Consider the following 23873-nt stretch of genomic DNA (forward strand, 5'->3'; position numbering starts at 1 on the left):
TTCCGGGCGCAAGCGGGTAATAGCCCCTTATAGGGGCAGTGCAAACCACCGGCTAAGCCGGTGGTCGTGATTGTGTATCCATTGATTATGCTTAACCTCTGTGATAAGGATGGGAATGCTGCTCTTCGTATTCCTCAAGTTTAATTTTGATATAATTCCACAGGACAGGCAGGAATGGCACCAAACATGCAATCAGCACTATAATGGTTACCAGCGTGATGTCGAAAGTGGTTTGGTAAACAAATGCTGCATAGAGAATCAAAAAAAACGAAGAAAAAACTGGTAAATTATTCTTTTCCCTGTGCACGGTTGTGCTTCTGAAGCAGTTTATTGATACGTTCTACAGGATTTAAAAGTTTGCTGATGGAACCGTCATGGTTCAGGGTATCAATGATGAGAGCAATGTATTTACTCATATCGCAGTTTACATAATATGGTTTCTGCAGCAGTTCCTCTGTCTGATATACCAGGTTGGTAGTGAGCAGGCGGTCAAATACACCATTTTCATATGCTTTGTCAAAACGCTCGAGACCGTTAGTGAATAAGCCAAAGGTGGAACACATGAAGATTTTGCCTGCACCTTTTTCCTTTAAAAGGGCGGCAACCTCCAGCATACTGTCACCGGAAGAAATCATGTCGTCAATGATAATCATATCTTTGCCGGAAACATCGGCTCCCAGAAATTCGTGAGCTACAATGGGGTTTCTTCCGTCAATAATGGTGGAATAGTCACGGCGTTTGTAGAACATACCCATATCCACACCAAGTACATTGGCCAGATAAATGGCGCGTCCGGTACCTCCTGCGTCCGGGCTGATAATCATTAAATGGTCGCTGTCTACCTGCAAATCCGGTTCTGCACGGAACAGTCCTTTGACAAATTGATAAGCCGGCTGAACAGTTTCAAATCCTTGAAGCGGAATGGCATTCTGTACACGGGGGTCGTGAGCGTCAAATGTAATGATGTTGTCCACACCCATGTCCGTCAGTTCCTGCAGAGCCAGGGCACAGTCCAGGGATTCTCTTCCTGTTCTCTTGTGCTGGCGGCTTTCATAGAGAAACGGCATAATTACGTTCACTCTGCGGGCCTTGCCTCCTACAGCAGCGATGATTCTCTTTAAATCCTGGAAATGGTCATCCGGGGACATATGGTTAACTTCTCCGCACAGAGAATAAGTGAGAGAGTAGTTGCACACATCCACCATGAGATACAGGTCATCACCGCGGACAGATTCCTGCAGAACTCCTTTTGCCTCGCCGGAGCCGAAGCGGGGAGCCTTGGCGCTGATGAGGTAGGAATCCCTCTCATAACCTTCAAAAGTCAGGTTATTTTTTTCCTGATGGTCCCGGTCTTTTCGCCATTTTACGATGTAGTCATTGACTTTGTTCCCCAGCTTTTCACAGCTTTTTAAAGGGATAATACCCAGGCGTCCTACGGGAAGGGAATCTAAAGGTGTTGCAGTTTTTGGTGACATGTTCATTTTCCTCCTAAAAGTTTTTTTTGGATTCGTATATCATTTCCAACTAATTTCAGCATGGTGTAATTGCTGGTAACTCTGGAAAAGGTTCTTTCGGAATAGGCTTCCATAAAATCGGCCAGAGTCAGGTTGGTGGAGATGATAGTTGATTTTTTATTCATAATTCGCTCATTGATGCAGCAGAACAATTGGGAAGAAACAAAGCTGTTTGTGAGTTCTGTACCCAGATCATCAATGATGAGCAAATCACAGTCGTAGACAAAGGCTGCCATATCTGCGGATTCAGAATCCTTTTCAAAGGCATTTTTGGACAGTAAATCAAATAAATCAAAAGAAGTAAAGTACAGCACAAAGAAAGACCTGTCCAGCAATTCTTTGGCAATACAGTGTGTGAGATAAGTTTTTCCTACCCCGGTTTCTCCATATATAAACAGGTTTCCTGCCTCTTCCCGGAACTTTTCAATCAAGTCCCAGGCTTTGTCATAGGCATTCCGGGCAGATTCCAGTGAGGTAATGCCGGTTGCAGGGTCTGTGATTTCGGAAGAGTAGTAATCAAAAGAAAAATGGGCAAAGTTCTCAGTATCCAGTATGTCCCGGATATTGGACTGGGTATACAGCAAATCCACAGCGGCTTTCCGGAAACAGGTACACTTTTCGTTCCCGATATAGCCGGTATCTTTACACAGAGGACAGTCATAATGCAAATCCAGATAATCGGCAGGATATCCATTTGCCCGGAGAATTTCTGCTTTTTCCAGAGAAAGAGCCTGTATTTTTTCTGCCAGGTCAAAGTCGTCCCCTTTTTGGGCACCCAGAAGAAGACGTGCCTTTAAAAGTCCAAGTCCGGCAATTTCCCTGCGGATTTCCCTAAGGCGGGGAAGCTGTTCTTCTGCCCGGCGGATTCTCTCATCCTGTTGGTGTTTCTGCAGAAGCTGTTTTTGGTTGTAATTACGCATGAGCGCGTCGTATTGAAAATTTTTCAGTGACACAGTAAAATCTCCTTACCTGGTGCTTATTTGCCCAGAAGCTGTGTTTCCAGTTCTGCCATGTTGTTGTAATTTCTCTGCTGGAAATTGTTGAATCTGTTTTTGGAAGCGGGAGCTTTGGGCTTTGGTGCAGCCGCTTTTGCTTTGGCGGATTTTTTCTGCTGAAAATTCAAATCCAGGGAATCAATGTCTGATAAATGATGTACGCCCTGCTTAAGCCAGCTTTCCAGAATGCTGTCTGCGTAGGAGAAGCTGGCTTTTCCCGTAGCCAGAACCGTGCGGCTGCAGGCTTCGGAAATAATTTCCAGGGTAAAACCGTACTGGTTCAGCCACAGATTCATGTACTGAATTTCCTTATCCAGGGGATTGCGGTTTTTAATGCCGAAAGCTCTCAATATAGTAAAATAATTTCGATTGTAAAGGTTCGTTTCTTCTTTGGCCTGATTTACCGTAGTGATGCCCTGTTCCGCCCAGGCCAGTCCCACCTTCTTTATGTACGCCATGCTGGTGCTGCCCTTGGATACACAGTATTCCAGAAGGTATTCCATCAGGTCGGCACAAAGATGTACTTCGTCATAAAGATATAAAAGGGTTTCCATATCTGTGGGGGAAAGCGTTTTCCCAAGATACTGTTCTGCAATGAACAGGATTTGCCGTACTTCATCTTTGTTTTTTAATTCCTGTATTTTGTCCAGAGAAAGATTTCCCGAATCAGATGAAGCGGCAGAAACTGCGGCTTCCTGCATCTGCGGGGCAGCGGCTTTAAGAGGAACAAAGACAATACCCGTCAGATTTCCCCGGCTGTCTTTGGCAAGGTCCAGAACCCCGGCTTTTTCCCAGTACCGCAGCGCTCTTTGAATGTCAGCTTCTGTACAGTTTAAAGCGTCTGCAACAGACGTAAAATCCAGAAGTGTTTTGGTCTGGGATGCGTGTCTCAGCAGATAAAGGTAGATTTTTACAAATTCGCCGTTGGCTGAAGGCATGTAGAAATCCAGAAAAACGTTGGATATAAACGTATAGTCCCCGGGAAAGGGGGTGTAAACTTCAAACTGTCCCATGTCGAACTTCCTTTACATCAGAATTTTGTTCATAATGAATCAGTTTCAGTATAGCACACAATTTTTAAAAAGAGAACAAGGTTTTTTTGCGACATCGAAAAACCACGTATTTTGGAGAAGTATGTGGGAAATGTGGATAATGTGGATAAAAAAGTGGATGGTTTTTTATGGGAAACCTGAAATTGTCGAAATTATAGGGATTTTAACATATTTTTAACACAAATGTCGTCGGATTATGTCAACTATAGAATGCACAAAAAAATCCACATGTTCGTGGATAAGAACATGTGGATGAATTGGTGGATAATGTGGATAAGTTTACATACCAAGGAGGTTTTCGCCTATTTTATACACATCTCCGGCCCCCATAGTTATCAACACATCGCCGTGGATACAATTTTTTAATAAAAATTCTTCGATTTCATCAAAAGTGGAAAAATAATAAGCATCCACTCCTTTTTCGGCAATCAAATCCCGCAAATCCCTGGAGGAAATTCCCAGGGTATCCGTTTCTCTCGCCGCATAGATGTCTGCCAGGACAACTTTATCTGCCAGAGCCAGAGCTTCGGCAAATTCCGGCAGCAGGGCTTTGGTACGGGTGTAGGTATGAGGCTGAAATACGCACCAGGTAGTTTTGTGCGGATATTTTGCGGCAGTTTTCAGTGTGGCGGCAATCTCCGTGGGGTGGTGGGCATAGTCATCGATTACAGTGACACCGCCTACTTTTCCCTTGTACTGGAAACGGCGGTCTGTGCCCGTAAAGTGCAGCAGACCTTTCTGAATGGTTTCAGTATCCATGCCGGTCTTGATACCAAGCGCAATGGCAGAGAGTGCGTTGGATACATTGTGAATACCCGGCACAGCCAGGGTGAAATGTCCGATGAACTGTCCGTTTCTGGTGCAGTCAAAGGACGGATGGGCAAACTCGTCAAAGACGATATTCTCTGCTTTGTATTCTGCGGGAGCATTTAGTCCATAAGTAATGATTTCGCAGGGAAGCCCTCTGGTGATTTCTTCAAAATCCGGAATATCGCCGTTGATAATCAGTGTTCCGTCTGCAGGGAGTTTTTCTGCAAAGAGACGGAAAGAATGGCGGATGTCATCTAAATCCTTGAAAAAGTCCAGATGATCCGCATCAATATTCAGAATGATGCTGATTTTTGGGAAAAAGCTTAAAAAGCTGTTGGTATACTCACAGGCTTCCGTAATAAAGGTTTCGGATTCGCCTACCCGGATGTTGCCGTGGATAGCAGGTAAAATACCGCCTACGGAAATGGTAGGGTCAGCGTCCGCTTCCAGAAGAACGTGGGAAATCATGGAAGTTGTGGTGGTTTTGCCATGGGTTCCGGAAACCGCAATGGGGAGTTCATAGTTTTTCATAATCTGTCCAAGCAGGTCTGCACGGGTGAGCATGGGAATGTTTTTTTCTTTTGCGCAGGCAAATTCCGGATTGTCCGGGTGAATGGCCGCAGTGTAAACCACCAGGTCCACATCTTCCTTAATATTAGAAGCTCTCTGCCCAATATAAACTCTGGCGCCTTTGGCTTCCAGGTGTTTTGTCAAATCGGATTCTTTGGAATCGGAACCGGAAATTGGGAAATCTTCACCCAGAAGTATTTCCGCCAGTCCGCTCATACTGATACCGCCGATACCGATAAAGTGAATATGAATGGGTTTATGAAAATCAATCTGATACATAATACAGAATCCCTTCTTTTTCTATTATTATAGTTATAGTAAATTATACCCACTTTTCCCCAAGTTGGAAACCCCTTTCTTTTGTATGGTTAAAAGCAGGTAAAATGTTACAAAAAGAAGTAAAATGTCGAAAAAAAATTGTTAAAATTGTTCACTTTTGCCAGGGGGTATGTTATAATGAAAGAACCATAGAATATACAAGAGGTGATTGCATGATAAAGAAAGAGATGATTGCAATGTTGCTGGCAGGCGGACAAGGCAGCAGATTAGGCGTTTTGACTGCAAAAGTTGCCAAACCGGCCGTGACATTTGGTGGAAAGTATAGGATTATAGATTTTCCACTCAGTAATTGCATTAATTCAGGAGTGGATACCGTAGGTGTGCTGACACAGTATCAGCCGCTGCGTCTGAATACCCATATCGGAATTGGAATTCCCTGGGATTTGGACAGAAATGTGGGAGGGGTTTCCATTCTGCCCCCATATGAGAAGAAAACAAATACCGAGTGGTATACCGGTACGGCCAATGCTATTTACCAGAACCTGGCATACATGGAAAATTTTAATCCGGATTATGTGCTGATTCTGGGCGGCGACCATATTTATAAGATGGACTACGAGGTGATGCTGGATTTCCACAAGGCAAATAAAGCAGATGTTACCGTAGCCTGTATGCCGGTGCCATGGGAAGAAGCATCTCGCTTTGGACTGGCTATTACTGATGAAACCGGAAGAATTACAGAGTTTGAGGAAAAACCTGCAGAGCCCAAGAGCAACCTGGCTTCTATGGGGATTTACATCTTTAGCTGGCCGGTGCTGAAAGAGGCGCTGATTGCTTTAAAAGACCAGTCCGGCTGCGATTTCGGAAAACACATTCTTCCGTACTGCAAGGAAAAAGGACAGAGGCTTTTCGCTTACGAATACAATGGATATTGGAAGGACGTAGGAACTCTCGGTTCTTACTGGGAAGCCAATATGGAACTCATTGATATTATCCCGGAATTTAATCTGTACGAAGAGTTCTGGAAAATTTATACGAAAGGTGATATTATTCCTCCACAGTATATTGCCGCAGATGCTGTTGTAGAAAGAAGCATCATCGGAGAGGGGACAGAAATTTACGGGGAGGTACATAATTCGGTTATCGGCGCCGGCGTCACCATTAAGAAAGGGGCTGTTATTCGGGACTCCATTATTATGAAGCAGACCACTATCGGCGAAAACAATGTGATTGATAAAGCCATTATTGCCGAAAATGTTACAGTAGGGGACCATGTGGTTATGGGCGTGGGAGAAGAAGTGCCCAATAAGCTGAAACCTAACGTGTATTCTTTTGGTTTGGTAACGGTAGGAGAAAATACAATCATTCCTTCCAACGTGAAAATTGGAAAAAATACAGCGATTGTAGGAAAGACTTCTGCTGAAGATTATCCGGAAGGTATTCTGGAAAGCGGTGAAACATTGAATAAGGAAGGTGAGACAGAATGAGAGCGATAGGTATTATTCTTGCCGGCGGCAATAATCACAGAATGAAAGAATTATCACAGAAGAGAGCCATTGCGGCTATGCCTATCGCGGGCAGCTACCGCAGCATTGACTTTGCTCTCAGCAATATGTCCAATTCCCATATTCAGAAAGTAGCTGTGCTGACACAGTACAATGCAAGGTCTTTGAATGAACATTTAAGTTCTTCCAAATGGTGGGACTTTGGAAGAAAGCAGGGGGGACTTTACACCTTTACTCCGACTATTACACCGGACAATAGCTTCTGGTATCAGGGGACTGCAGATGCTATTTATCAGAATCTGGATTTTCTGAAAAACAGTCATGAACCTTATGTTGTCATCGCATCCGGAGATTGCGTGTACAAGCTGGATTACAACAAAGTTCTGGAATATCACATTGCCAAGAGAGCAGACATTACTGTGGTATGCACCGATGTGCACGGAGATGATGCCACAAGATTTGGCTGTGTGAAGATGAATGAGGACTGCAGAATTGAAGAATTTGACGAAAAACCGATGGTGGCACAGTCCAATACTATTTCTACCGGTATTTACGTTATTCGCAGAAGACAGCTCATTGAACTGATTGAAAAATGCGGACAGGAAGACCGCCACGATTTTGTAAACGATATTTTGATTCGCTATAAAAATCTTAAGAGGATTTACGGATATAAGATTCACAATTACTGGAGTAATATTTCTACAGTAGAATCTTATTACCGCACCAATATGGATTTCCTGAAGCCGGAAATCCGGGAGTATTTTTTCCGTCAGTATCCGGGAGTACAGTCCAAGATTGACGATTTGCCTCCTGCAAAATACAATCCGGGAGCTTCTGTGAAAAATAGTCTGATATCCAGCGGATGTATTATCAACGGACAGGTGGAGAATTCGGTACTCTTTAAAAAGGTTTTTGTAGGAAATAACTGTGTGATTAAAAACTCTATTATTTTAAACGATGTATATCTGGGCGATAACACACACATTGAAAACTGCATTGTGGAAAGCAGGGGCACGATTCGGGCCAATTCTTATTACAGTGCGGAAGAAGGCATCAAGGTAGTGATAGAAAAGAACGAACGATATGTTCTTTAAAAAGACAAAAAGCACGACTGCATAAGGCGGCTAGGAAAGGGGAAGGTTGTATGAATATCACAGACGTAAGAGTAAGACGCGTAGCAAAGGAAGGCAAAATGAAGGCGGTGGTATCCATTACCATTGACGAGGAATTTGTAGTACATGACATTAAAGTCATTGAGGGAGAGAAGGGCCTGTTTATTGCTATGCCAAGCCGTAAAGCCACAGATGGAGAATATCGGGATATTGCACATCCGATTAATTCAGCAACACGTGAAAGAATACAGAATATTATTCTGGAAAAATATGAACAGGTACTTGCAGAAGAACCTTTAGAGGAAGCAGCAGAAGAATAAGGAAAACGCAAAAAAGCCCTGGGACCGGAAATGGTCTGGGGCTTTTTTTACGTGCGAAAAGAGGAATTATCCCATCTGACGCCAGCCGGATGGATATTTGTTTTTCAGAGTGCTGCCCACAGCCTTTCCCCATCCAAGAGGGAAACCGTCAGTACATACCAGCTGCCAACCGTTTTGGGCCGGGGTTTCTGCTTCGGAAAGAAGCAGAGTTTCTCCTTTTAAATAGCGGGCGATTCTTTCATCAGAGGAAGATAGGTTTATCACGTGCGCATAGTCCTCTCCCGAAAGAGCCATGGCGAAGGGCTGGGAAGGTTCAAAGCGATTTTTCTTTAATTCGCCTAAAAACAGTCCGTTCCGCAGGAATTTAATACCTTTTAAGCTGCAGGTGTCTTTATCCGGCAGATAATATACATTGCTGCCCCGGACTTCCATTTTCTGAAAATCATAGGGCGCGGATACATTTTGGAAAAAATCTTCCAGAAGTTTTTGGGAAATCTTGTCCAGTTTGGTTCTTGGTCTGTCAGAAGAGGGAGTCAGGGTTCCTTCTTTTTCCATAAGAGCCAGAAAATGGCCTTCTCCATCCATGCGGTGAGGGAAAATGCGGACACATTTTGCCAGTCGTTCATCGTTGTTTCCAAGAGAAGGATAGCCGGGGGCAAAGCCTTCATAAGGGGCAATATCCAACAGTTTCATCTCAGGAAAGTGTTCCAGAACATAGGAAATCAGACCTTCATTTTCCACGGGGGAAAAGGTACAGGTGGAGTACAGCAGCCTGCCGCCGGGTTTCAGCATGGAAATGGCGTTGGCAATAATGTCTTTCTGGATTTTTCCGAAAAATTCCGGACGGGTTTCGTCCCAGGTCTTGGCAACATCGGGGTCTTTGCGGAACATACCTTCCCCGGAACAAGGAGCATCTACCAGAATTTTATCAAAAAATTCCGGGAAATATCCGGCGAGACGTCCGGGTGTTTCGTTGGTGACCATGGAGTTGCGGATGCCGAAAAGCTCCAGGTTTCTCAGCAGGGCCTTTGCACGGGAATTACTGATATCATTAGCCACGAGAAAGCCTTTTCCCTGCAGTTTGGCGCCCAGGGCCGTGGCTTTTCCCCCCGGTGCGGCGCATAGGTCCAGCACATATTCCCCCGGTGTGATTTCCAGCCGTTCTGCAGGGGTCATGGCACTTGGTTCCTGAAGATAGTACAGCCCGGCGGCATAGTAGGGGTGTCTGGAAGGCCGTTCCTCTTCGCCGTAAAAGAAACCATTGGACACCCAGGGAATGGGGGTCAGAGAAAAGGGAGAGATTTCCAGAAATTTCTCCACGGAAATCTTGTTGGTGTTTACGCGCAGACCGAATTTACGCGGTGCTTCATAACTTTTATAAAAAGCAGGGTATTCCTCCTGCAGCATTTGTTCCATGCGGGATAAAAATGAGGATGGCAGTTGTTCCATTACAGATTCCTTTCTTAAATAAATATAAATCGTTTTATGTCCAGCTATATTCATTCAAATTCAAATCATCGAACGTGGTATCTTTCTCTTTGGAAAGCCCGGCTTCAAAAATTTCATGCAGAAGATAGGACACAGTGTCGTTAGGGGCCTGTTTCCAGAAATTGTCCAGCCATGTGCCTGTATCCAGAATCATAGAAGATAAGAGCTCAGGATTGTTCTGGCATTTCTGCCACAGTTCTTCGATTTCGTCCAGGAATTTGTACTCATACATGTCCTGAATAAATTTATGCAGGGCATTTAATTCCAGATAATCTGTCAGAAGAGACAGACGGCGAAAATCATCAAAGGACATATTCATTTCATTTAATATTTTCTTGCGGTCATCTTCTCCGCAAATGCTGTAAAATACAATTTCATCTAACATTAATTTTTTTTTGAATTCATCTGCTTTTGACATTTCATATACGCTCCTTACTGTAACCCCAGAGTTACTATTGGTTACTATTATAAAACTACTTAAGCAGGAAATCCAGAAAAAAGTGAAAGAAGTGCAAAGTAATAGTTTGCACAATGCGTTTTTTGAGAGGATTCTGTGTAACTCCTTAAAAAGAGGGGGTTCAAGTGGAGCTGTGAAAAAGAAAAAACGCCGGAAAGTCTATAAAACAAGACTTCCCGGCACCTTTCATAACGAATCGAAGCGACGTGATTCGAACACGCGACCTCTGCGTCCCGAACGCAGCGCTCTACCAAACTGAGCCACGCTTCGATGTCAATGTGTGTTCAACAAATGATATTATATATAAGAAAATTGGAAATGTCAACAAAAATATGAAAAAAATTTGAGAAAATCCTTCGGGTTCTAAGGCAGGATGGGAATACATATATTTTAAGGATAAAGTTTCAGAAGAGAGGATATATGTCCGGTTATCGCAGATTTATAGCATATGTGTATGAATACCGAGAAGGAAGAAAGGGGGAGGGCAGAGGTTTTATCAAAGTGGAAGCCCGTAATGGCACCTGCCGTATGCGCTGTAAACTCACAGGGATTTATGAAAAGGAAACAGCACCGGCGAAAGTATATGGATATGTGCGGGAGGAAGGCGGGTGTACGGGCATTTTTCTGGGAGACTGCAATCTGGCAGGAGAACGGGTAGAATTTGAACTGGAGACACCCGAAGAACATATGGGAGAGAGCCGATATGGGCTTGGGGATTTATGCGGCCTGATATTGCTGGCGGATTCCGGAGAACTGTATGGAAGCGGTTGGGATGAACTGCCGGTAAACCTGCAGGAAATAAAGATTCCAAAGGCACAGCAGCGGGAAATAGAGAAGGAGAGCAGAGAAGTGCAGGCTGCGCAGACGGAGGAATACATAGAGGGAGAAGAGGAGAACGATAGCCGTTTTTCGGAAAAGGAGGACAGGGAGGAAAATCTGCAGGAAGAGGCGGAGGAAGAAACGCTTGTAAGAGAGCCGGTAAAAGAGCCGATGCAGAATCCGGGAAAAGATATGGAAAGAGAACCTGAAAATGCAGAAGAGAATGGGACAGCAGAGTATAGAGAAGAGATGGAGGAGGAAGATTTTGACGCAGAACCGGAAGAAGTTGAACGTGCAGATGAAATATTGAAACGAGAGACGGAACTGCCTTCTTTCTGTGATAATGGAATTACCCAGTGCCGGAAAATTACTCCCGGGGATTTGGGAATTTTAAACAGAAGAGACAGAGGATTGCTGACGAATCGTTTTCTCAGGCATGGATTTTCCAGGTACGGACACCTGCTTATAGGAAAACGGGAAGAAGACGGCAGGTACATTCTGGGTGTTCCGGGGGTTTACGAGAGCCAGGAAGCTTTGATGGCGGGAATGTTCGGGTTTCCTTATTTCAAGGAAACAGGAGGAGCCAACGGACATTCCCGGTATTTCGGATACTGGTACCGCATGATAGACAGACCCCAGGGGATGGAATAAAGAGGGCCGGTGGCTGCAGCAAACAACATGGTTCTGGCAGCCGCCGGGCAAAACAGCAATATTTCTACTTGACCCGCCAGGGAGTGCGATATATAATAAAAGCTGTTCGGAGACATATCGAAGTGGTCATAACGAGCCGCACTCGAAATGCGGTTGTCCGCAAGGGCACGTGGGTTCGAATCCCACTGTCTCCGCTTGGAAAATGGGGAGTGTCGCTTTTCACGCATGTCAAGCGATGCTCCTTTTGTATAACAGGATAGTTCCGTGAAAGGGGACAGAGTATGACAGAAGATGAAAAGTTTATGAAAGAAGCAAAGAAGCAGGCTATGAAAGCGTATGCATTGAAAGAAGTTCCCATTGGCTGTGTCATTGCATATGAAGGGAAGATCATTGCCAGAGGATATAACCGGAGAAATACAGATAAAAATACTGTGTCCCATGCGGAAATCAACGCAATCCGGAAGGCCAGCAAGAAACTGGGGGACTGGAGACTGGAGGGCTGTACCCTTTATGTGACTCTGGAACCCTGTCAGATGTGTGCAGGAGCCATTATCCAGGCCAGAATCGACCGGGTGGTCATAGGCAGCATGAATCCCAAAGCAGGATGTGCGGGTTCGGTGCTGAATCTGCTGGAAATGGATGGCTTTAATCATAAGGCACAAGTGACAAAAGGGGTTCTGGAAGAGGAGTGCAGCAGTATGTTGACTGGATTCTTTAAAGAATTGAGAGAGGAAAAGGCAAAGAAAAAACAGGAAGAAAAGGAGCTGGGATTATGACAAAACAGGAATTTCAAAATCTGGTGAAACAGGACATTGTAATTTTAGATGGGGCTACAGGTTCCAATCTGATGAAAGCCGGTATGCCGAGAGGCGTCTGCACAGAACAGTGGATTTGCGATAACCCGGAGGCTATTACCAGGCTGCAGAAGGCCTATCAAGAGGCAGGGTCTCAGATTGTTTATGCCCCTACCTTTTCGGCCAATGCCATAAGCCTGCAAAATCACGGTCTGGAAAAACATGTCCGGGACTTGAATTTGCGTCTGGTGGACATTTCCAGACAGGCTGTGGGGGATTCCTGCCTCATTGCCGGAGACCTGACTACCACGGGAAAACAGGAACTGCCTTATGAAGAACTCCTGGGCGCATACAGGGAGCAGATCGAGGCGCTGATGGAAGCAGGAGCAGACCTGCTGGTGGCAGAAACCATGCTGGGAGTGACAGAGCCTATGGCTGTGCTGGATGCAGCGGCAGGGGAACTTCCGGTTATGTGCACGCTGACCGTGGAATCGGACGGCAGTCTGTTTTTCGGCGGAAATATTTATGAAGCAGTGGAGACCTTGGAGGAAATGGGAGCCGCTGCTGTGGGAATCAACTGTTCTACCGGACCGGATCAGTTGTTTTCCGTGGTAGAAAATATGAGAAAAAGAGTGCAGATTCCATTGATTGTGAAACCCAATGCCGGTATGCCGGTGATAGATGAAAACGGCTGTCCGGTATACTCCATGGGAGCAGAGGAGTTTGCCGGACATATGAAGCGCATGACAGAAATCGGTGCGAATATTGTAGGCGGGTGCTGTGGAACAACTCCGGAATATATCCGACAGGTGAAGGAAGCCTTGGGAAGACAGCGTTAGTCGGAAGGTTTTTTTGCCCATTGTCTTCGGAGAAAGAGCAACAGACCTGTAAACAGGAAAATAAGGAGAACGATTTTGGCAGCCCTGGTATAATTTCCAAAATACCGGGCTGCTTTTTGCCAGGAAGCGCCGGCCCAGGCTCCCAGGGAAATGAGAATGGTATTCCACAGCAGACTGCCCCAGACAGTGAGCCACAGAAAACGTGGAAAATTCATATTTGCCATACCTGCGGGAATGGAAATCAGGCTTCTGACAATGGGAATGAAGCGGCAGAGGAAGACCGTATAGTTTCCTTTGCTGTCGAACCAGGCCATGGCTTTTTGAATGTCTTCTTTTTTCAAACGAAGAGCTTTTCCCACGGGTCCGGAAATCAGGGAATCCATTTTGGAAGGGGAAAGCAGTTTTCCAAGCGCGTACAGAAAAATAGCTCCCAGCAGACTGCCAAAAGTCGCGGAAAGTATAGCGCCCGGTATGTGCAGAGTGGTGTAAGTGGTGAGAAATCCGGCGAAGGTGAGGATGGCTTCAGATGGAATGGGGGGAAAGATATTTTCTATCATAATCAGAAACGCAATTCCCACATAGCCATATGTACCCATGAGTTGGAGTATCCAGTGATTCATAGACCAAAAGAACCTCTTTTTTTCAGTTTATGCAATAGAAAGTGGAAATATAAGCAGGATTATCTGCCACTGGAAATGTGTTATCAGAACGTAATTCAAATTTTTTCACCGTGCGCCGCCCTTCGAAATTCTCTCATGAACGTTACCTCTACAGTTAACTCGGCCCAGGCACCCTCACGGCACACAAGAGCTTCTGCTTAGTGCTGCTGCATTCCTGCCCTGACACGGTTCACAGATTCCTGTTGCGTAAGACCCAAACGTCAACGCCACTTATAGAGGGCAGCTTCACAAGAAGAAATCCCTCGGTTTGGCAACACCCCTGCTGTAGCGGATTGCAGGTACAGGGCACCGCTATCTCCCCGGCTGCACGGTAGTTTACAGTATAACGGGTTTTCAAAGATTTGTCAACAAATATGTGCCGCCTCTTGACAAACGCTTCAAATTCCAATAAAATTCAAAATAGCAGAAGGTTTTTCATATAGATTCAGAAACACCTCTGCCCTTGAATTGGATAAAATATCAAAGAGGCGAAGAAGAGGAATAGTATGTACACGGAACTCCAAAGAGAGAAAGCCGTCCGGTGAAAGGCTTTTGTGGGAAGTATACAGAACCTGCCTTGGAGCTGTCTGCGAAAAGCAGAACGCGGGCTTTGGCGTTAAAAGAGCAAAGGAAGTGAGCAGTCCGGATTTTAGATATAGAAGAGAAAGACAGGACGGCTAAGAAGGGTGGTACCGCCGAGACGAAGACATATCGGTCCCTGATAACAGGGCTGAGCGTGTCTTTTTTTATTTTTATTTAAGAAAGCACACGCTGCGCCGGAGACACACTTACAAAGAAGCAAATAAGAAAAAAGGAGAAATGTTATGGCAAACAACAAAAAGCTGGTAGAGGCCATTACCTCTATGGAAGAAGATTTTGCGCAATGGTACACAGACGTAGTAAAGAAAGCGGACTTGATTGATTACACCAGTGTAAAAGGCTGTATGGTTATCAAACCGGCAGGCTACGCAATCTGGGAAAACATTCAGCACGAACTGGACAGAAGATTTAAGGAAACAGGGGTGGAGAACGTATATCTGCCTATGTTTATTCCGGAAAGTCTCTTACAGAAGGAAAAAGACCATGTAGAAGGTTTTGCGCCGGAAGTGGCATGGGTAACACACGGAGGTCTGGAACCATTGCAGGAAAGACTTTGTGTGCGTCCTACTTCAGAAACTCTGTTCTGCGATTTCTATGCAAAAGAAATTCAATCCCACAGAGATTTGCCAAAGGTGTATAACCAGTGGTGTTCGGTTGTGCGCTGGGAAAAAACCACAAGACCGTTCCTTCGTTCCAGAGAATTTCTGTGGCAGGAAGGACATACCGCACATGCAACTGCAGAAGAGGCAGAGGCAAGAACGATACAGATGCTGAACATTTATGCAGATTTCTGCGAAGAAGTGCTGGCGATTCCGGTTATCAAGGGAAAGAAAACAGACAAAGAGAAATTTGCAGGTGCAGAGGCTACTTATACCATTGAATCCCTTATGCATGACGGAAAGGCGCTGCAGTCCGGTACCAGCCACAATTTCGGCGACGGCTTTGCAAAGGCTTTCGGTATTCAGTATACAGATAAGGAAAATAAACTGCAGTATGTACACCAGACTTCCTGGGGTATGACAACCCGTATGATTGGCGCAATTATCATGGTACACGGGGACAACAGCGGTCTGGTACTGCCGCCGAGAATTGCTCCCGTGCAGGCAGTTATCATTCCGATTCAGCAGAGAAAAGAAGGCGTGCTGGAAAATGCCCGGAAGCTGGAGACACAGTTAAAGGCAGCAGGTATCCGCGTGAAGACAGACGTGACAGACAAGAGTCCGGGATTCAAGTTCGCAGAGCAGGAAATGAGAGGTATTCCGGTTCGTATCGAATGTGGTCCTAAAGATATGGAAGCCAATCAGGCCGTTGTAGTAAGAAGAGATACCAGAGAAAAGATTACGGTTTCTCTTGATAATCTGGCAGAAAGCGTACAGCAGATTCTGGATACCATGCAGAAGGACATGCTGGAGAGAGCCAGAACACACAGAGAAGCGCACACTTATGAAGCGACAGATTACGAAAGCTTTCAGAAGACCGTGGAAGAAAAACCGGGCTTTGTGAAAGCGATGTGGTGCGGCTGCAGAGAATGTGAGGATAAGATTAAAGAAGACGTACAGGCAACCTCCAGATGTATTCCTTTTGAGCAGGAAAATCTGTCTGATAAGTGTGTTGTCTGCGGAAAACCGGCCAAAAAAATGGTTTACTGGGGGCGTGCATATTAATTATGAAGCTTGAAGTTCCGAAAAAGGTACAGAGGATTATCAGGACTTTGCAGGAACAGGGATATGATGCTTATGCGGTAGGAGGCTGTGTTCGTGACAGCCTCCTTGACCGTTCTCCCGCAGATTGGGATATTACCACTTCTGCAAAGCCTATGGAAGTAAAGGAAATTTTCAAAAGAACCGTGGACACGGGCCTGCAGCATGGAACTGTAACCGTGCTTATGGAAAAGGAAGGCTTTGAGGTTACCACTTACCGGATTGACGGGGAGTATGAAGACAGCCGCCACCCCAAGGAAGTGATTTTCACGGGAAATCTGGAAGAGGATTTAAAACGCAGAGATTTTACCATCAACGCTATGGCGTACAATGATGAAACGGGTCTGGTGGATGTGTTTGGCGGAATCCGGGATCTGGAGAGCCAAATTGTCCGGTGTGTGGGAAATCCACGGGAGAGATTTACAGAAGACGCCCTGCGGATTTTAAGAGCCGTACGGTTTTCTGCACAGCTTGGATTTGCCATAGAAAAAGATACTGCATATTGGGCAAAGGCGCTTGCACCTACCCTGGAGAAAATCAGTGCGGAACGGATACAGACAGAACTGGTGAAGCTTTTGGTCTCCGCTCATCCCCAGTATCTGAAAACTGCGTGGGAACTGGGAATCACCCAAATTGTGCTGCCGGAGTTTGATGCCATGATGGAAACCCCTCAGAATACACCGCACCACTGTTACAGCGTAGGGGAACATACCTTAAAGGCGCTGGAATACACAGAAGCGGACAAGGTGCAGCGGCTGGCTGTACTGTTTCACGATATGGGAAAACCGGCCATGCGGACCACAGACGAGCAGGGTCTTGACCATTTCCATGGACATCCCAAAGTAAGCGCAGAACTGGCGAGAAAAATCCTGCGCAGGCTGCGGTTCGACAATGATACCATTCGAAAGGTGACGGAGCTGGTATCCTGGCATGAATGTCCATGGGAGTGTACGCCAAGGTCTCTTAGACGGGCTTTGAGCAAAATGGATGCAGAGCTGTTTCCCGTACTTTTGAAAATCCGCAGGGCGGATGTGCTGGCTCAGAGCGAATACCGCAGAGAGGAAAAGCTGGAAAGACTGGAAGAGAGCCGCAGGCTCTATGAAGAAATCCAGAGAAAGCAGGAGTGCATTTCCGTAAAGATGTTGGCAGTGTCCGGAAAAGACCTGATTGCCGCAGGCATGAAGCCGGGAAAAGAAATAGGAGATACCTTAAATGCCTTTCTGGAACTGGTTCTGGAAGACCCGGAGAAAAATACAAAAGAATATCTGCTCTCAAAGGTAAGAGAATCCTTGTGAACACGGCTTCTAACCCCCAGGTTTCGTGCATAGAATGAAAAGAGCGCGAAGCAAGAATAAAAGGGGGAGAAGCGAGTGTATGACCGTGGATTAAGTGTCTTAGAGCAATACGGCCTGGAGTCCAATGCCGTGTACCGCACAAGAGGAGCCCTTGTCTGTGAAACAGGACAGGGAAGAGTGCTGATAAAAGAGTTTGGCGGTACACCCAGAAAATTGGAATGCCAGGCTCTTCTTTTGTCCGATATTTCCGGGAAAAGCCAGGTGCTGACAGACGAAATTCTGCCCAATCTGGAAGGCGGCTATATGTCTTTGGACAAGGAGAATGTGCCGTATATTGTGAAGCGGTGGTATGAGGGGAGAGAGTGTGATACCAGATGTGAAGAGGACATCTGTACCGGGGCGGCTGCTCTGGCAAGTTTACATAAAGTAATGAAAATGCCGGTGCAGGAGCATTATGTCCGGGAATCCCTGTCCCAGGAATACAGAAGGCACAATGCGGAACTTCGCAAAATCAGAAAATTTGTGTCCGCCAAGAAAAAAAAGAATGATTTTGAACTGCAGTTTCTGGACAGTATCCAGTGCTTTCTGCAGCATGGAGAGACAGCCCTTGACAGGCTGGAGTCCTCCGGATATGAGAAACTGCGTGAGCATGCTTTGGGGGAGGGTACGGTCTGCCACGGGGAATATAATCAGCATAACGTCTGGATTTTAAAAGACCATGAACATGCGGCAGTGACGAATTTTGATAAATGGAGCTTCGATGTACAGGTAGCAGACTTATATCAGTTTATGAGGAAAATTATGGAAAAATATGACTGGGACAGAAAACTGGGGGAAAAGCTTCTGGAGACGTATGAAGAAATCCGCCCGCTTTCTAAAGAGGAGAGAGAATATCTGTCCATTCGTTTTTCCTATCCGGAGAAATACTGGAAATTGGCTAATTATTATTACACGCACAATAAGGCGTGGATTTCGGAAAAAAATGTGGAAAAATTAAAGAAAATCACGTCACAACACGACAAATGGCGAAATTTTTCAGAAAAAACAGGGATGTAAATGTGACAAATGCCTGTGCAGTATTTGAATTTTGACCTATGATAGTGTATAATAACCACAAAAAGAATTGCGCGGCAAAAGAAAGCTGCACAGGGAGGTAATAGAGATGGACTACAAAAAACTTTATGAAGAGTGGCTTGCCAATCCGTATTTTGACGAAAATACAAAAGCAGAACTGAAAGCCATTGAAAAGGATGAAAATGAGATTAAAGAACGTTTTTATAAAGATCTGGAGTTTGGTACAGCCGGTTTGCGCGGTGTCATTGGTGCAGGTACAAACCGTATGAATATTTACACGGTGAGAAAGACAACACAGGGACTGGCAAATTATATTGCAGCCGTGGGCGGACAGGCCAAGGGCGTTGCCATTGCCCATGATTCCCGCCGTATGTCACCGGAGTTTGCAAAAGAAGCAGCCCTCTGCCTGGCAGCCAATGGCGTGAAAGCTTATATTTTTGATTCGTTAAGACCCACACCGGAACTGTCTTTTGCTGTGCGCAAATTAGGATGTATTGCAGGTATTAACATCACTGCAAGCCATAACCCGCCGGAATACAACGGCTATAAAGTATACTGGGAAGACGGCGCACAGATTACACCGCCTCATGACTCCGGTATTATGGGAGAAGTGCAGAAAGTAACAGATTATAATACCGTGAAAACCATGGACGAAGAAGCTGCAAAGGCAGCAGGACTTTTCGTAGTCATCGGACAGGAAATTGACGATGCTTACATGGAAGAGTTAAAGAGCCAGGTGATTCATATGGACGCTATCAAAGCCATGGCAAAAGAACTGAAAATTGTGTACAGCCCTCTGCACGGCACAGGAAATATTCCTGCAAGACGTGTATTAAAAGAGCTGGGATTTGAACATGTCTATGTGGTAAAAGAGCAGGAACTGCCTGACGGAGAATTCCCTACTGTCAGCTATCCCAACCCGGAAGCAGACGAAGCCTTTGACCTGGGTCTGAAACTGGCCAAAGAAGTGGACGCAGACCTGGTACTGGCAACCGATCCTGACGCAGACCGTCTGGGTGTCCGTGTAAAAGACAGCAAGACAGGGGAATACCACACCCTGACCGGAAATATGTCCGGCTGTCTGCTGGCCGATTATGAAATCGGACAGAGAAAAGCGGTAAACGGCACACTTCCGGCTGACGGCGCAATGATTTCCACCATTGTTACCACCAATATGGCCGCTGCCATTGCAAAACATTACGGCGTGAAATTTATCGAAGTACTGACCGGATTTAAGTACATCGGACAGCAGATTCTGGGCTTTGAGACCAAAGGGGAGGGGACTTACCTGTTTGGCTTTGAGGAAAGCTACGGCTGCCTTATCGGTACCCATGCAAGAGATAAAGACGCTATTGTGGCTACTATGGCTTTGTGCGAAGCAGCCGCTTACTATAAAACCAAAAACATGACTCTTTGGGACGCCATGATTGAAATGTATGAAAAATACGGTTACTATAAAGACGACATTCAGTCCATTACCTTAAAAGGCATCGAAGGACTGGAAAAGATTCAGACCATCCTGGAAAACCTGAGAAAGAACCCGCCGGCAGAGATTGGTGATTACAAGGTGCTTTCCGCAAGAGATTACAAGGCAGACACTATTGTGGATATGGAAACAAAGGAAGTGAAGGCAACCGGTCTTCCAAACTCCAATGTGCTGTATTATGACTTAAATGATGATGCCTGGGTTTGCGTTCGTCCTTCCGGTACGGAACCGAAAATTAAGATTTATTACGGTATCAAAGGCACTTCTTTAGAGGATGCAGATGCAAAATCCGCAGCACTTGGAAACGAAGTGAAAGAACTGATTGACAAAATGATGTAAATACCGTAAATGTCCTGTGAAGAACACGGTAATATGCTTGACAAACCTGTAGAAACAAGGTATAAATATCTGTAGACCGCGCGAATAGGCGGTAACTATAAGAGATTATCAGAAGCAGGATAGGCCGCCACGGCAGGCTTTTTCTGCAAGGCTAAATTATTTAGGAGGAAATACTCATGAACAGAACAGAATTAGTTGCTGCTATGGCAGAAAAATCACAGTTATCTAAAAAAGATGCAGAATCAGCTTTAAAGGCTTTCATTGATGTTGTATCAGAAGAAATGCAGAAAGGTGAAAAAATCCAGTTAGTTGGATTCGGTACTTTTGAAGTTTCTGAAAGAGCAGCAAGAGAAGGAAGAAATCCTCAGACAGGTGAAACAATGACAATTGCAGCATCTAAATCTCCAAAGTTCAAAGCAGGAAAAGCTTTAAAAGATTTAGTAAACGCATAAGCAACTTATTTATTTTAGGCAAGGAAAGCTGTTGCATTTCAGGATGTGACAGCTTCTTTTCATTTGCGTACAGGAAATGAAAAGAAGGCTCTTGGTAAAGGAGTGAGAGTATGAGACTTGACAAATATTTGAAAGTATCCCGTCTGATTAAGCGCAGAACCGTAGCCAACGAGGCCTGCGACGCGGGAAGGGTACTGATTAACGACAAACCTGCCAAGGCGTCGGCTCAGGTAAAGGCAGGAGATATTCTGGAAATCCGCTTTGGAAGCAAAAACGTCCGGGTAGAAGTGCTGGACGTACAGGAAACAGTGAAGAAAGAGGCTGCTGCAGAGTTGTTTCAATATCTCTAAGAGAGGGCAGGTATATCTGTCTTGCTTTTCCCATATAATGGTTCAGGAAGAAGTGTATGGGGGAAGTCGGTTTTGGAAGAAAAACAGCGAAAAGCAGTTCATAAAATCCAGCTTACAGACAGAAATACAGGGAGTGTCACAGGGGTGAAGGATGTAAATTCTTTTGACGAAAAGGAAATCAGTCTGGTAACCGAGGCAGGAGTACTTACTGTGAAAGGTGAAGACCTCCATGTGACCAGGCTGGATTTGGAAAAACAGGAGGTAGACCTTGCAGGCCGGGTGGACAGTCTGCTGTACAGCCAGGGCACTGCAAAGATGAAGGGCGGAGAAGGTATGCTGAAAAGGCTTCTGGGATAAACCGTGAGCGCCTATATGCATGAGGAACTGCTTTTCTTCTGCCGGGCTTTCTGGGCCGGAGCCTGCCTGGCTGCAGGCTATGACCTCCTTCGTATTTTTCGCAGGCTGGTGTCCCACAGCCCCTTTTTGACCGGTGCGGAGGACATTTTGTACTGGTGCTGTGCCGGGATTTATCTTTTTGGTATGATTTACAGGGAAAATGACGGTGTGATTCGGACGTATGCCCTTCTGGCCGTGTTCCTTGGCGGCTTTGTCTTCCATGCAGGTCCCGGAAGCGTTCTGGTGACCTGGCTGCCAAAAGTGCTCCGAAAGATTTTTCATTTTCTGGGAGTTCTTATAAACCCCTTGAGAAAGTGGAGAAAAAGGTTGAAATTTTTATGGGATAGAGTTAAAATCTCTCTATATGAAGCAAAAGTTATGCAGAAAATCAGGAAATGGAAAAATGAAAAAAAGAAAAAAAAGAATGAACCAGAACGGAATCGCGATGCTTAGTATTACTTTTGTAGTCGGTGTCCTGTTTATTGCCATGATGACCATGAGCCTGAATCTGCAGCAGCAGATTTCGGACTGTAAGACAGAAATGAAAGAAGTGCAGAGCCAGATTGACGAGGAAAACGAGCGTACAAAGGAAATTGATGAGACAAAAGAGCGTATGGACACGGATGAGTATGTGGCAGAGGTAGCCAGAGAAAAGCTGGGTCTTGTGAAAGACAACGAAATTGTATTTAAAGAAGAGGAAAAGTAGAAAACAAAAGACGGATTTTGTCTGAAAGTTTTCCGGACGGGAAGACGGTTTTTGACAAAGTTTGAAAACAAAAGCATCTATAATACTCCATGGATAGCGGTTGCTTATGCAGGGAGGGAACGAGATGCAGGAATGGATAATTGCCATGCTCGTAATCAGCGTACTGCTTATATTACGGGACATGGCAAAAACTATTTTTTCAGAGATGAAGAAAAGTGCGGCAACTCTGGCTTATGACCAGCACCCGCAAAAAGAAAAAATGCAGCGCTATGCAGATTCTTTTCAAAAGCTGGCGGACAGCTTCTATGGTCTGCCTTACCGGAAAGATTATCTCTCCAGTTCAGAGGTCGACGCCATGGTGACAGAGGTACAGGAAGGGCTGTGCCGCAGGTGTCATCTGCACCAGACTTGCTGGATTCAACATTCTGTCCAGTCCTATCAGAGCGTTTATCATCTGATTCGCGTCCTGGAAGAAAATGACGAGGAAGAGTTCCGAAAGGCCAAGGCGGATTTGATGGAGGTCTGTATCAGCCAGGGAAAACTGGTGCAGGAACTGCAGAGAATGGTAGAACGGGAGAGGCAGAATCTTATCTGGAATAACAAGCTTCTGGAGAACCGTGTGGCTGTGGCAGAGCAGCTTTCTGAGATGGCGCAGCTGATGAAGAGCCTTTCCAGAGATTTATTTGATGTGGCAGAGGTGGACGTGCAGTTTCGGGAAGAATTTGCCAGAAGACTGAAGAAGAAACATATTCTGGTGCGGAACGTGTGGAGCCTGGACCTGCCGGACGGAAAAGTTCGGTACTATGCGGAATTAAAGACAAAAGGCGGCTGCATTTCATCAGGAGAGGCGGCGGCCGTTCTCTCCGGCATGTGCGGCAGCCGCATGGTTGCCAGGGCGGAGGGGAAAACCCTCATTAACAGGGACTTTGCCATTATGGGATTTGCAGAGGAAGTCAATTTCAAAATGCTCTACGGGGCTGTGAAGATAACCAAGGAAAAAGAAACCATTTCCGGAGACAATTATACCTGTGCCACGGAGGAGAACGGGCAGTTTTTCATGTGTCTTTCTGACGGTATGGGTTCCGGGATTGAGGCGTGCCGGGAGAGTGAGAGTATTGTGGATACTCTGGAGCAGTTGGTAGAAGCGGGATTTTCCGGAGAGACGGCGGCAAAAATGGTAAATTCAGTACTGAATCTGAAAAGCCGCAACGGCAGATTTTCTACTGTGGATATTTCCATGGTGGATTTGTATTCCGGTGTGTGCCATTTTCTCAAAGCAGGAGCGGCAACCACATTTATTAAGCGGGACCACTGGGTAGAAGCCATTTCCTCTACCAGTCTGGCTCTGGGGCTGGTGCAGCAGGCAGACTTTGAATCCTCGGCCAAGAAGCTGTATGAGGGGGATTTTCTGATTATGGTGACAGACGGAGTGCTGGATGCGCTGCCGCCGGAAGAACCGGAGGAACTGATGAAAGAAATTATTCTCCAGACTCGTGCAAGTGCAGCGCAGGAACTGGGCAGAGGGATTCTGGAACGGGTGCTTACATACAGCGAATACAGAGCTACAGACGATATGACGGTTCTTACGGCAGGACTATGGAGGAAGTAAGA

The 23873-nt window shown here is 45.6% G+C and carries 24 protein-coding genes, 2 tRNA genes, 1 other RNA gene and 1 other annotated feature; of the genes, 17 read left to right on the forward strand and 10 right to left on the reverse strand.

From position 1 onward, the window contains the following. Positions 1–91 precede the first annotated feature (91 nt). The 5 genes from WBS51_RS12615 to murC form a co-directional block, all read right to left on the reverse strand. Positions 92–262 carry an intracellular septation protein gene (locus WBS51_RS12615; RefSeq protein ID WP_342694095.1) on the reverse strand — a complete coding sequence of 57 codons (171 nt, stop codon included), beginning with the start codon at positions 260–262 and terminating at the stop codon, positions 92–94. A gap of 25 nt (positions 263–287) precedes the next feature. Continuing rightward, positions 288–1475, reverse strand: coding sequence for a ribose-phosphate pyrophosphokinase (locus WBS51_RS12620; protein WP_173748049.1), 1188 nt, complete (start codon positions 1473–1475; stop codon positions 288–290). A gap of 2 nt (positions 1476–1477) precedes the next feature. Then, positions 1478–2467, reverse strand: a complete 990-nt coding sequence (locus WBS51_RS12625; protein WP_173748051.1) for an ATP-binding protein — start codon at positions 2465–2467, stop codon at positions 1478–1480. A gap of 23 nt (positions 2468–2490) precedes the next feature. Continuing rightward, a complete protein-coding gene (locus WBS51_RS12630) occupies positions 2491–3522 on the reverse strand; it encodes a DnaD domain protein (RefSeq protein ID WP_294461839.1) in 1032 nt (343 codons plus the stop codon). 318 nt (positions 3523–3840) lie between these two features. Then, entirely contained in the window at positions 3841–5220 is a 1380-nt protein-coding gene (gene murC / locus WBS51_RS12635; protein ID WP_173748055.1) for a UDP-N-acetylmuramate--L-alanine ligase, read from the reverse strand. 212 nt (positions 5221–5432) lie between these two features. Between murC and WBS51_RS12640 the strand changes: the two genes are divergently transcribed. From WBS51_RS12640 to spoVG, 3 genes are read left to right on the forward strand one after another with little or no spacing between them, the layout of a single operon-like run. Further along, positions 5433–6707: a glucose-1-phosphate adenylyltransferase gene (locus WBS51_RS12640; protein ID WP_173748057.1), complete on the forward strand. Its 1275-nt coding sequence runs from the start codon at positions 5433–5435 to the stop codon at positions 6705–6707. Continuing rightward, entirely contained in the window at positions 6704–7819 is a 1116-nt protein-coding gene (gene glgD / locus WBS51_RS12645) for a glucose-1-phosphate adenylyltransferase subunit GlgD (RefSeq protein WP_173748059.1), read from the forward strand. Before WBS51_RS12640 ends, glgD begins: the two co-directional genes overlap by 4 nt. Before the next feature lie 50 nt (positions 7820–7869). Beyond that, positions 7870–8157: a septation regulator SpoVG gene (gene spoVG / locus WBS51_RS12650; protein WP_173748061.1), complete on the forward strand. Its 288-nt coding sequence runs from the start codon at positions 7870–7872 to the stop codon at positions 8155–8157. Between the two features lie 66 nt (positions 8158–8223). Here spoVG and WBS51_RS12655 read toward each other — a convergent pair whose 3' ends face one another. The 3 genes from WBS51_RS12655 to WBS51_RS12665 form a co-directional block, all read right to left on the reverse strand. Then, positions 8224–9606 (reverse strand): RsmF rRNA methyltransferase first C-terminal domain-containing protein, encoded by a 1383-nt coding sequence (locus tag WBS51_RS12655; RefSeq protein WP_173748063.1) that lies wholly within the window; start codon positions 9604–9606, stop codon positions 8224–8226. 34 nt (positions 9607–9640) lie between these two features. Continuing rightward, positions 9641–10063: a hypothetical protein gene (locus WBS51_RS12660; protein ID WP_173748065.1), complete on the reverse strand. Its 423-nt coding sequence runs from the start codon at positions 10061–10063 to the stop codon at positions 9641–9643. 235 nt (positions 10064–10298) lie between these two features. Next, positions 10299–10372 (reverse strand) — tRNA-Pro (locus WBS51_RS12665). A gap of 150 nt (positions 10373–10522) precedes the next feature. Between WBS51_RS12665 and WBS51_RS12670 the strand changes: the two genes are divergently transcribed. The 4 genes from WBS51_RS12670 to WBS51_RS12685 all read left to right on the forward strand — a co-directional run bounded on the left by WBS51_RS12670 (position 10523) and on the right by WBS51_RS12685 (position 13205). Then, complete coding sequence (locus WBS51_RS12670; protein WP_173748067.1) at positions 10523–11572, forward strand: DUF6128 domain-containing protein; 1050 nt, start codon at positions 10523–10525, stop codon at positions 11570–11572. Between the two features lie 108 nt (positions 11573–11680). Next, positions 11681–11766, forward strand: a tRNA-Ser gene (locus WBS51_RS12675). Positions 11767–11853: 87 nt separating this feature from the next. Further along, positions 11854–12348 carry a tRNA adenosine(34) deaminase TadA gene (gene tadA / locus WBS51_RS12680; RefSeq protein ID WP_173748069.1) on the forward strand — a complete coding sequence of 165 codons (495 nt, stop codon included), beginning with the start codon at positions 11854–11856 and terminating at the stop codon, positions 12346–12348. Then, on the forward strand, positions 12345–13205 hold the full coding sequence (locus WBS51_RS12685; RefSeq protein ID WP_291683457.1) for a homocysteine S-methyltransferase family protein: 861 nt from the start codon (positions 12345–12347) through the stop codon (positions 13203–13205). The genes tadA and WBS51_RS12685 overlap by 4 nt, the downstream gene beginning before the upstream one ends. On the opposite strand, the gene WBS51_RS12690 is transcribed toward WBS51_RS12685, so the two are convergent. Together WBS51_RS12690 and ffs are read right to left on the reverse strand one after the other, a co-directional pair. Then, on the reverse strand, positions 13202–13825 hold the full coding sequence (locus WBS51_RS12690) for a DedA family protein (protein ID WP_173748073.1): 624 nt from the start codon (positions 13823–13825) through the stop codon (positions 13202–13204). The genes WBS51_RS12685 and WBS51_RS12690 overlap by 4 nt on opposite strands. Before the next feature lie 108 nt (positions 13826–13933). Further along, an RNA gene (ffs, locus tag WBS51_RS12695) (signal recognition particle sRNA large type) lies at positions 13934–14196 on the reverse strand. Positions 14197–14346: 150 nt separating this feature from the next. Next, positions 14347–14587 (forward strand) — a binding site (T-box leader). A 101-nt stretch (positions 14588–14688) separates the two neighbouring features. Between ffs and proS the strand changes: the two genes are divergently transcribed. The 10 genes from proS (at position 14689) to WBS51_RS12745 (ending at position 23871) form a co-directional block, all read left to right on the forward strand. Beyond that, positions 14689–16128, forward strand: a complete 1440-nt coding sequence (proS, locus tag WBS51_RS12700) for a proline--tRNA ligase (RefSeq protein ID WP_173748075.1) — start codon at positions 14689–14691, stop codon at positions 16126–16128. A gap of 2 nt (positions 16129–16130) precedes the next feature. After that, positions 16131–17459 (forward strand): CCA tRNA nucleotidyltransferase, encoded by a 1329-nt coding sequence (locus WBS51_RS12705; protein WP_173748077.1) that lies wholly within the window; start codon positions 16131–16133, stop codon positions 17457–17459. Positions 17460–17534: 75 nt separating this feature from the next. Then, complete coding sequence (locus WBS51_RS12710) at positions 17535–18515, forward strand: CotS family spore coat protein (RefSeq protein WP_173748079.1); 981 nt, start codon at positions 17535–17537, stop codon at positions 18513–18515. Between the two features lie 106 nt (positions 18516–18621). Then, complete coding sequence (locus WBS51_RS12715) at positions 18622–20358, forward strand: phospho-sugar mutase (protein ID WP_173748081.1); 1737 nt, start codon at positions 18622–18624, stop codon at positions 20356–20358. Between the two features lie 176 nt (positions 20359–20534). Next, positions 20535–20810 (forward strand): HU family DNA-binding protein, encoded by a 276-nt coding sequence (locus WBS51_RS12720; RefSeq protein WP_111920462.1) that lies wholly within the window; start codon positions 20535–20537, stop codon positions 20808–20810. Between the two features lie 110 nt (positions 20811–20920). After that, entirely contained in the window at positions 20921–21160 is a 240-nt protein-coding gene (locus WBS51_RS12725) for an RNA-binding S4 domain-containing protein (RefSeq protein ID WP_173748083.1), read from the forward strand. A 72-nt stretch (positions 21161–21232) separates the two neighbouring features. Then, the gene (gene yabP / locus WBS51_RS12730) at positions 21233–21517 is read left to right on the forward strand and encodes a sporulation protein YabP (protein WP_173748085.1); all 285 of its coding nucleotides are present in this window, start codon (positions 21233–21235) and stop codon (positions 21515–21517) included. Between the two features lie 3 nt (positions 21518–21520). After that, entirely contained in the window at positions 21521–22009 is a 489-nt protein-coding gene (gene yabQ, locus WBS51_RS12735) for a spore cortex biosynthesis protein YabQ (protein ID WP_173748087.1), read from the forward strand. Continuing rightward, positions 22002–22262, forward strand: coding sequence for an FtsB family cell division protein (locus WBS51_RS12740; protein ID WP_173748486.1), 261 nt, complete (start codon positions 22002–22004; stop codon positions 22260–22262). Before yabQ ends, WBS51_RS12740 begins: the two co-directional genes overlap by 8 nt. Positions 22263–22386: 124 nt before the next feature. After that, the gene (locus tag WBS51_RS12745) at positions 22387–23871 is read left to right on the forward strand and encodes a SpoIIE family protein phosphatase (protein WP_173748089.1); all 1485 of its coding nucleotides are present in this window, start codon (positions 22387–22389) and stop codon (positions 23869–23871) included. Positions 23872–23873 lie beyond the last annotated feature (2 nt).

The sequence above is a fragment of the Blautia acetica genome (genome assembly GCF_038739805.1).
Classification (GTDB): Bacteria; Bacillota; Clostridia; order Lachnospirales; family Lachnospiraceae; genus Blautia.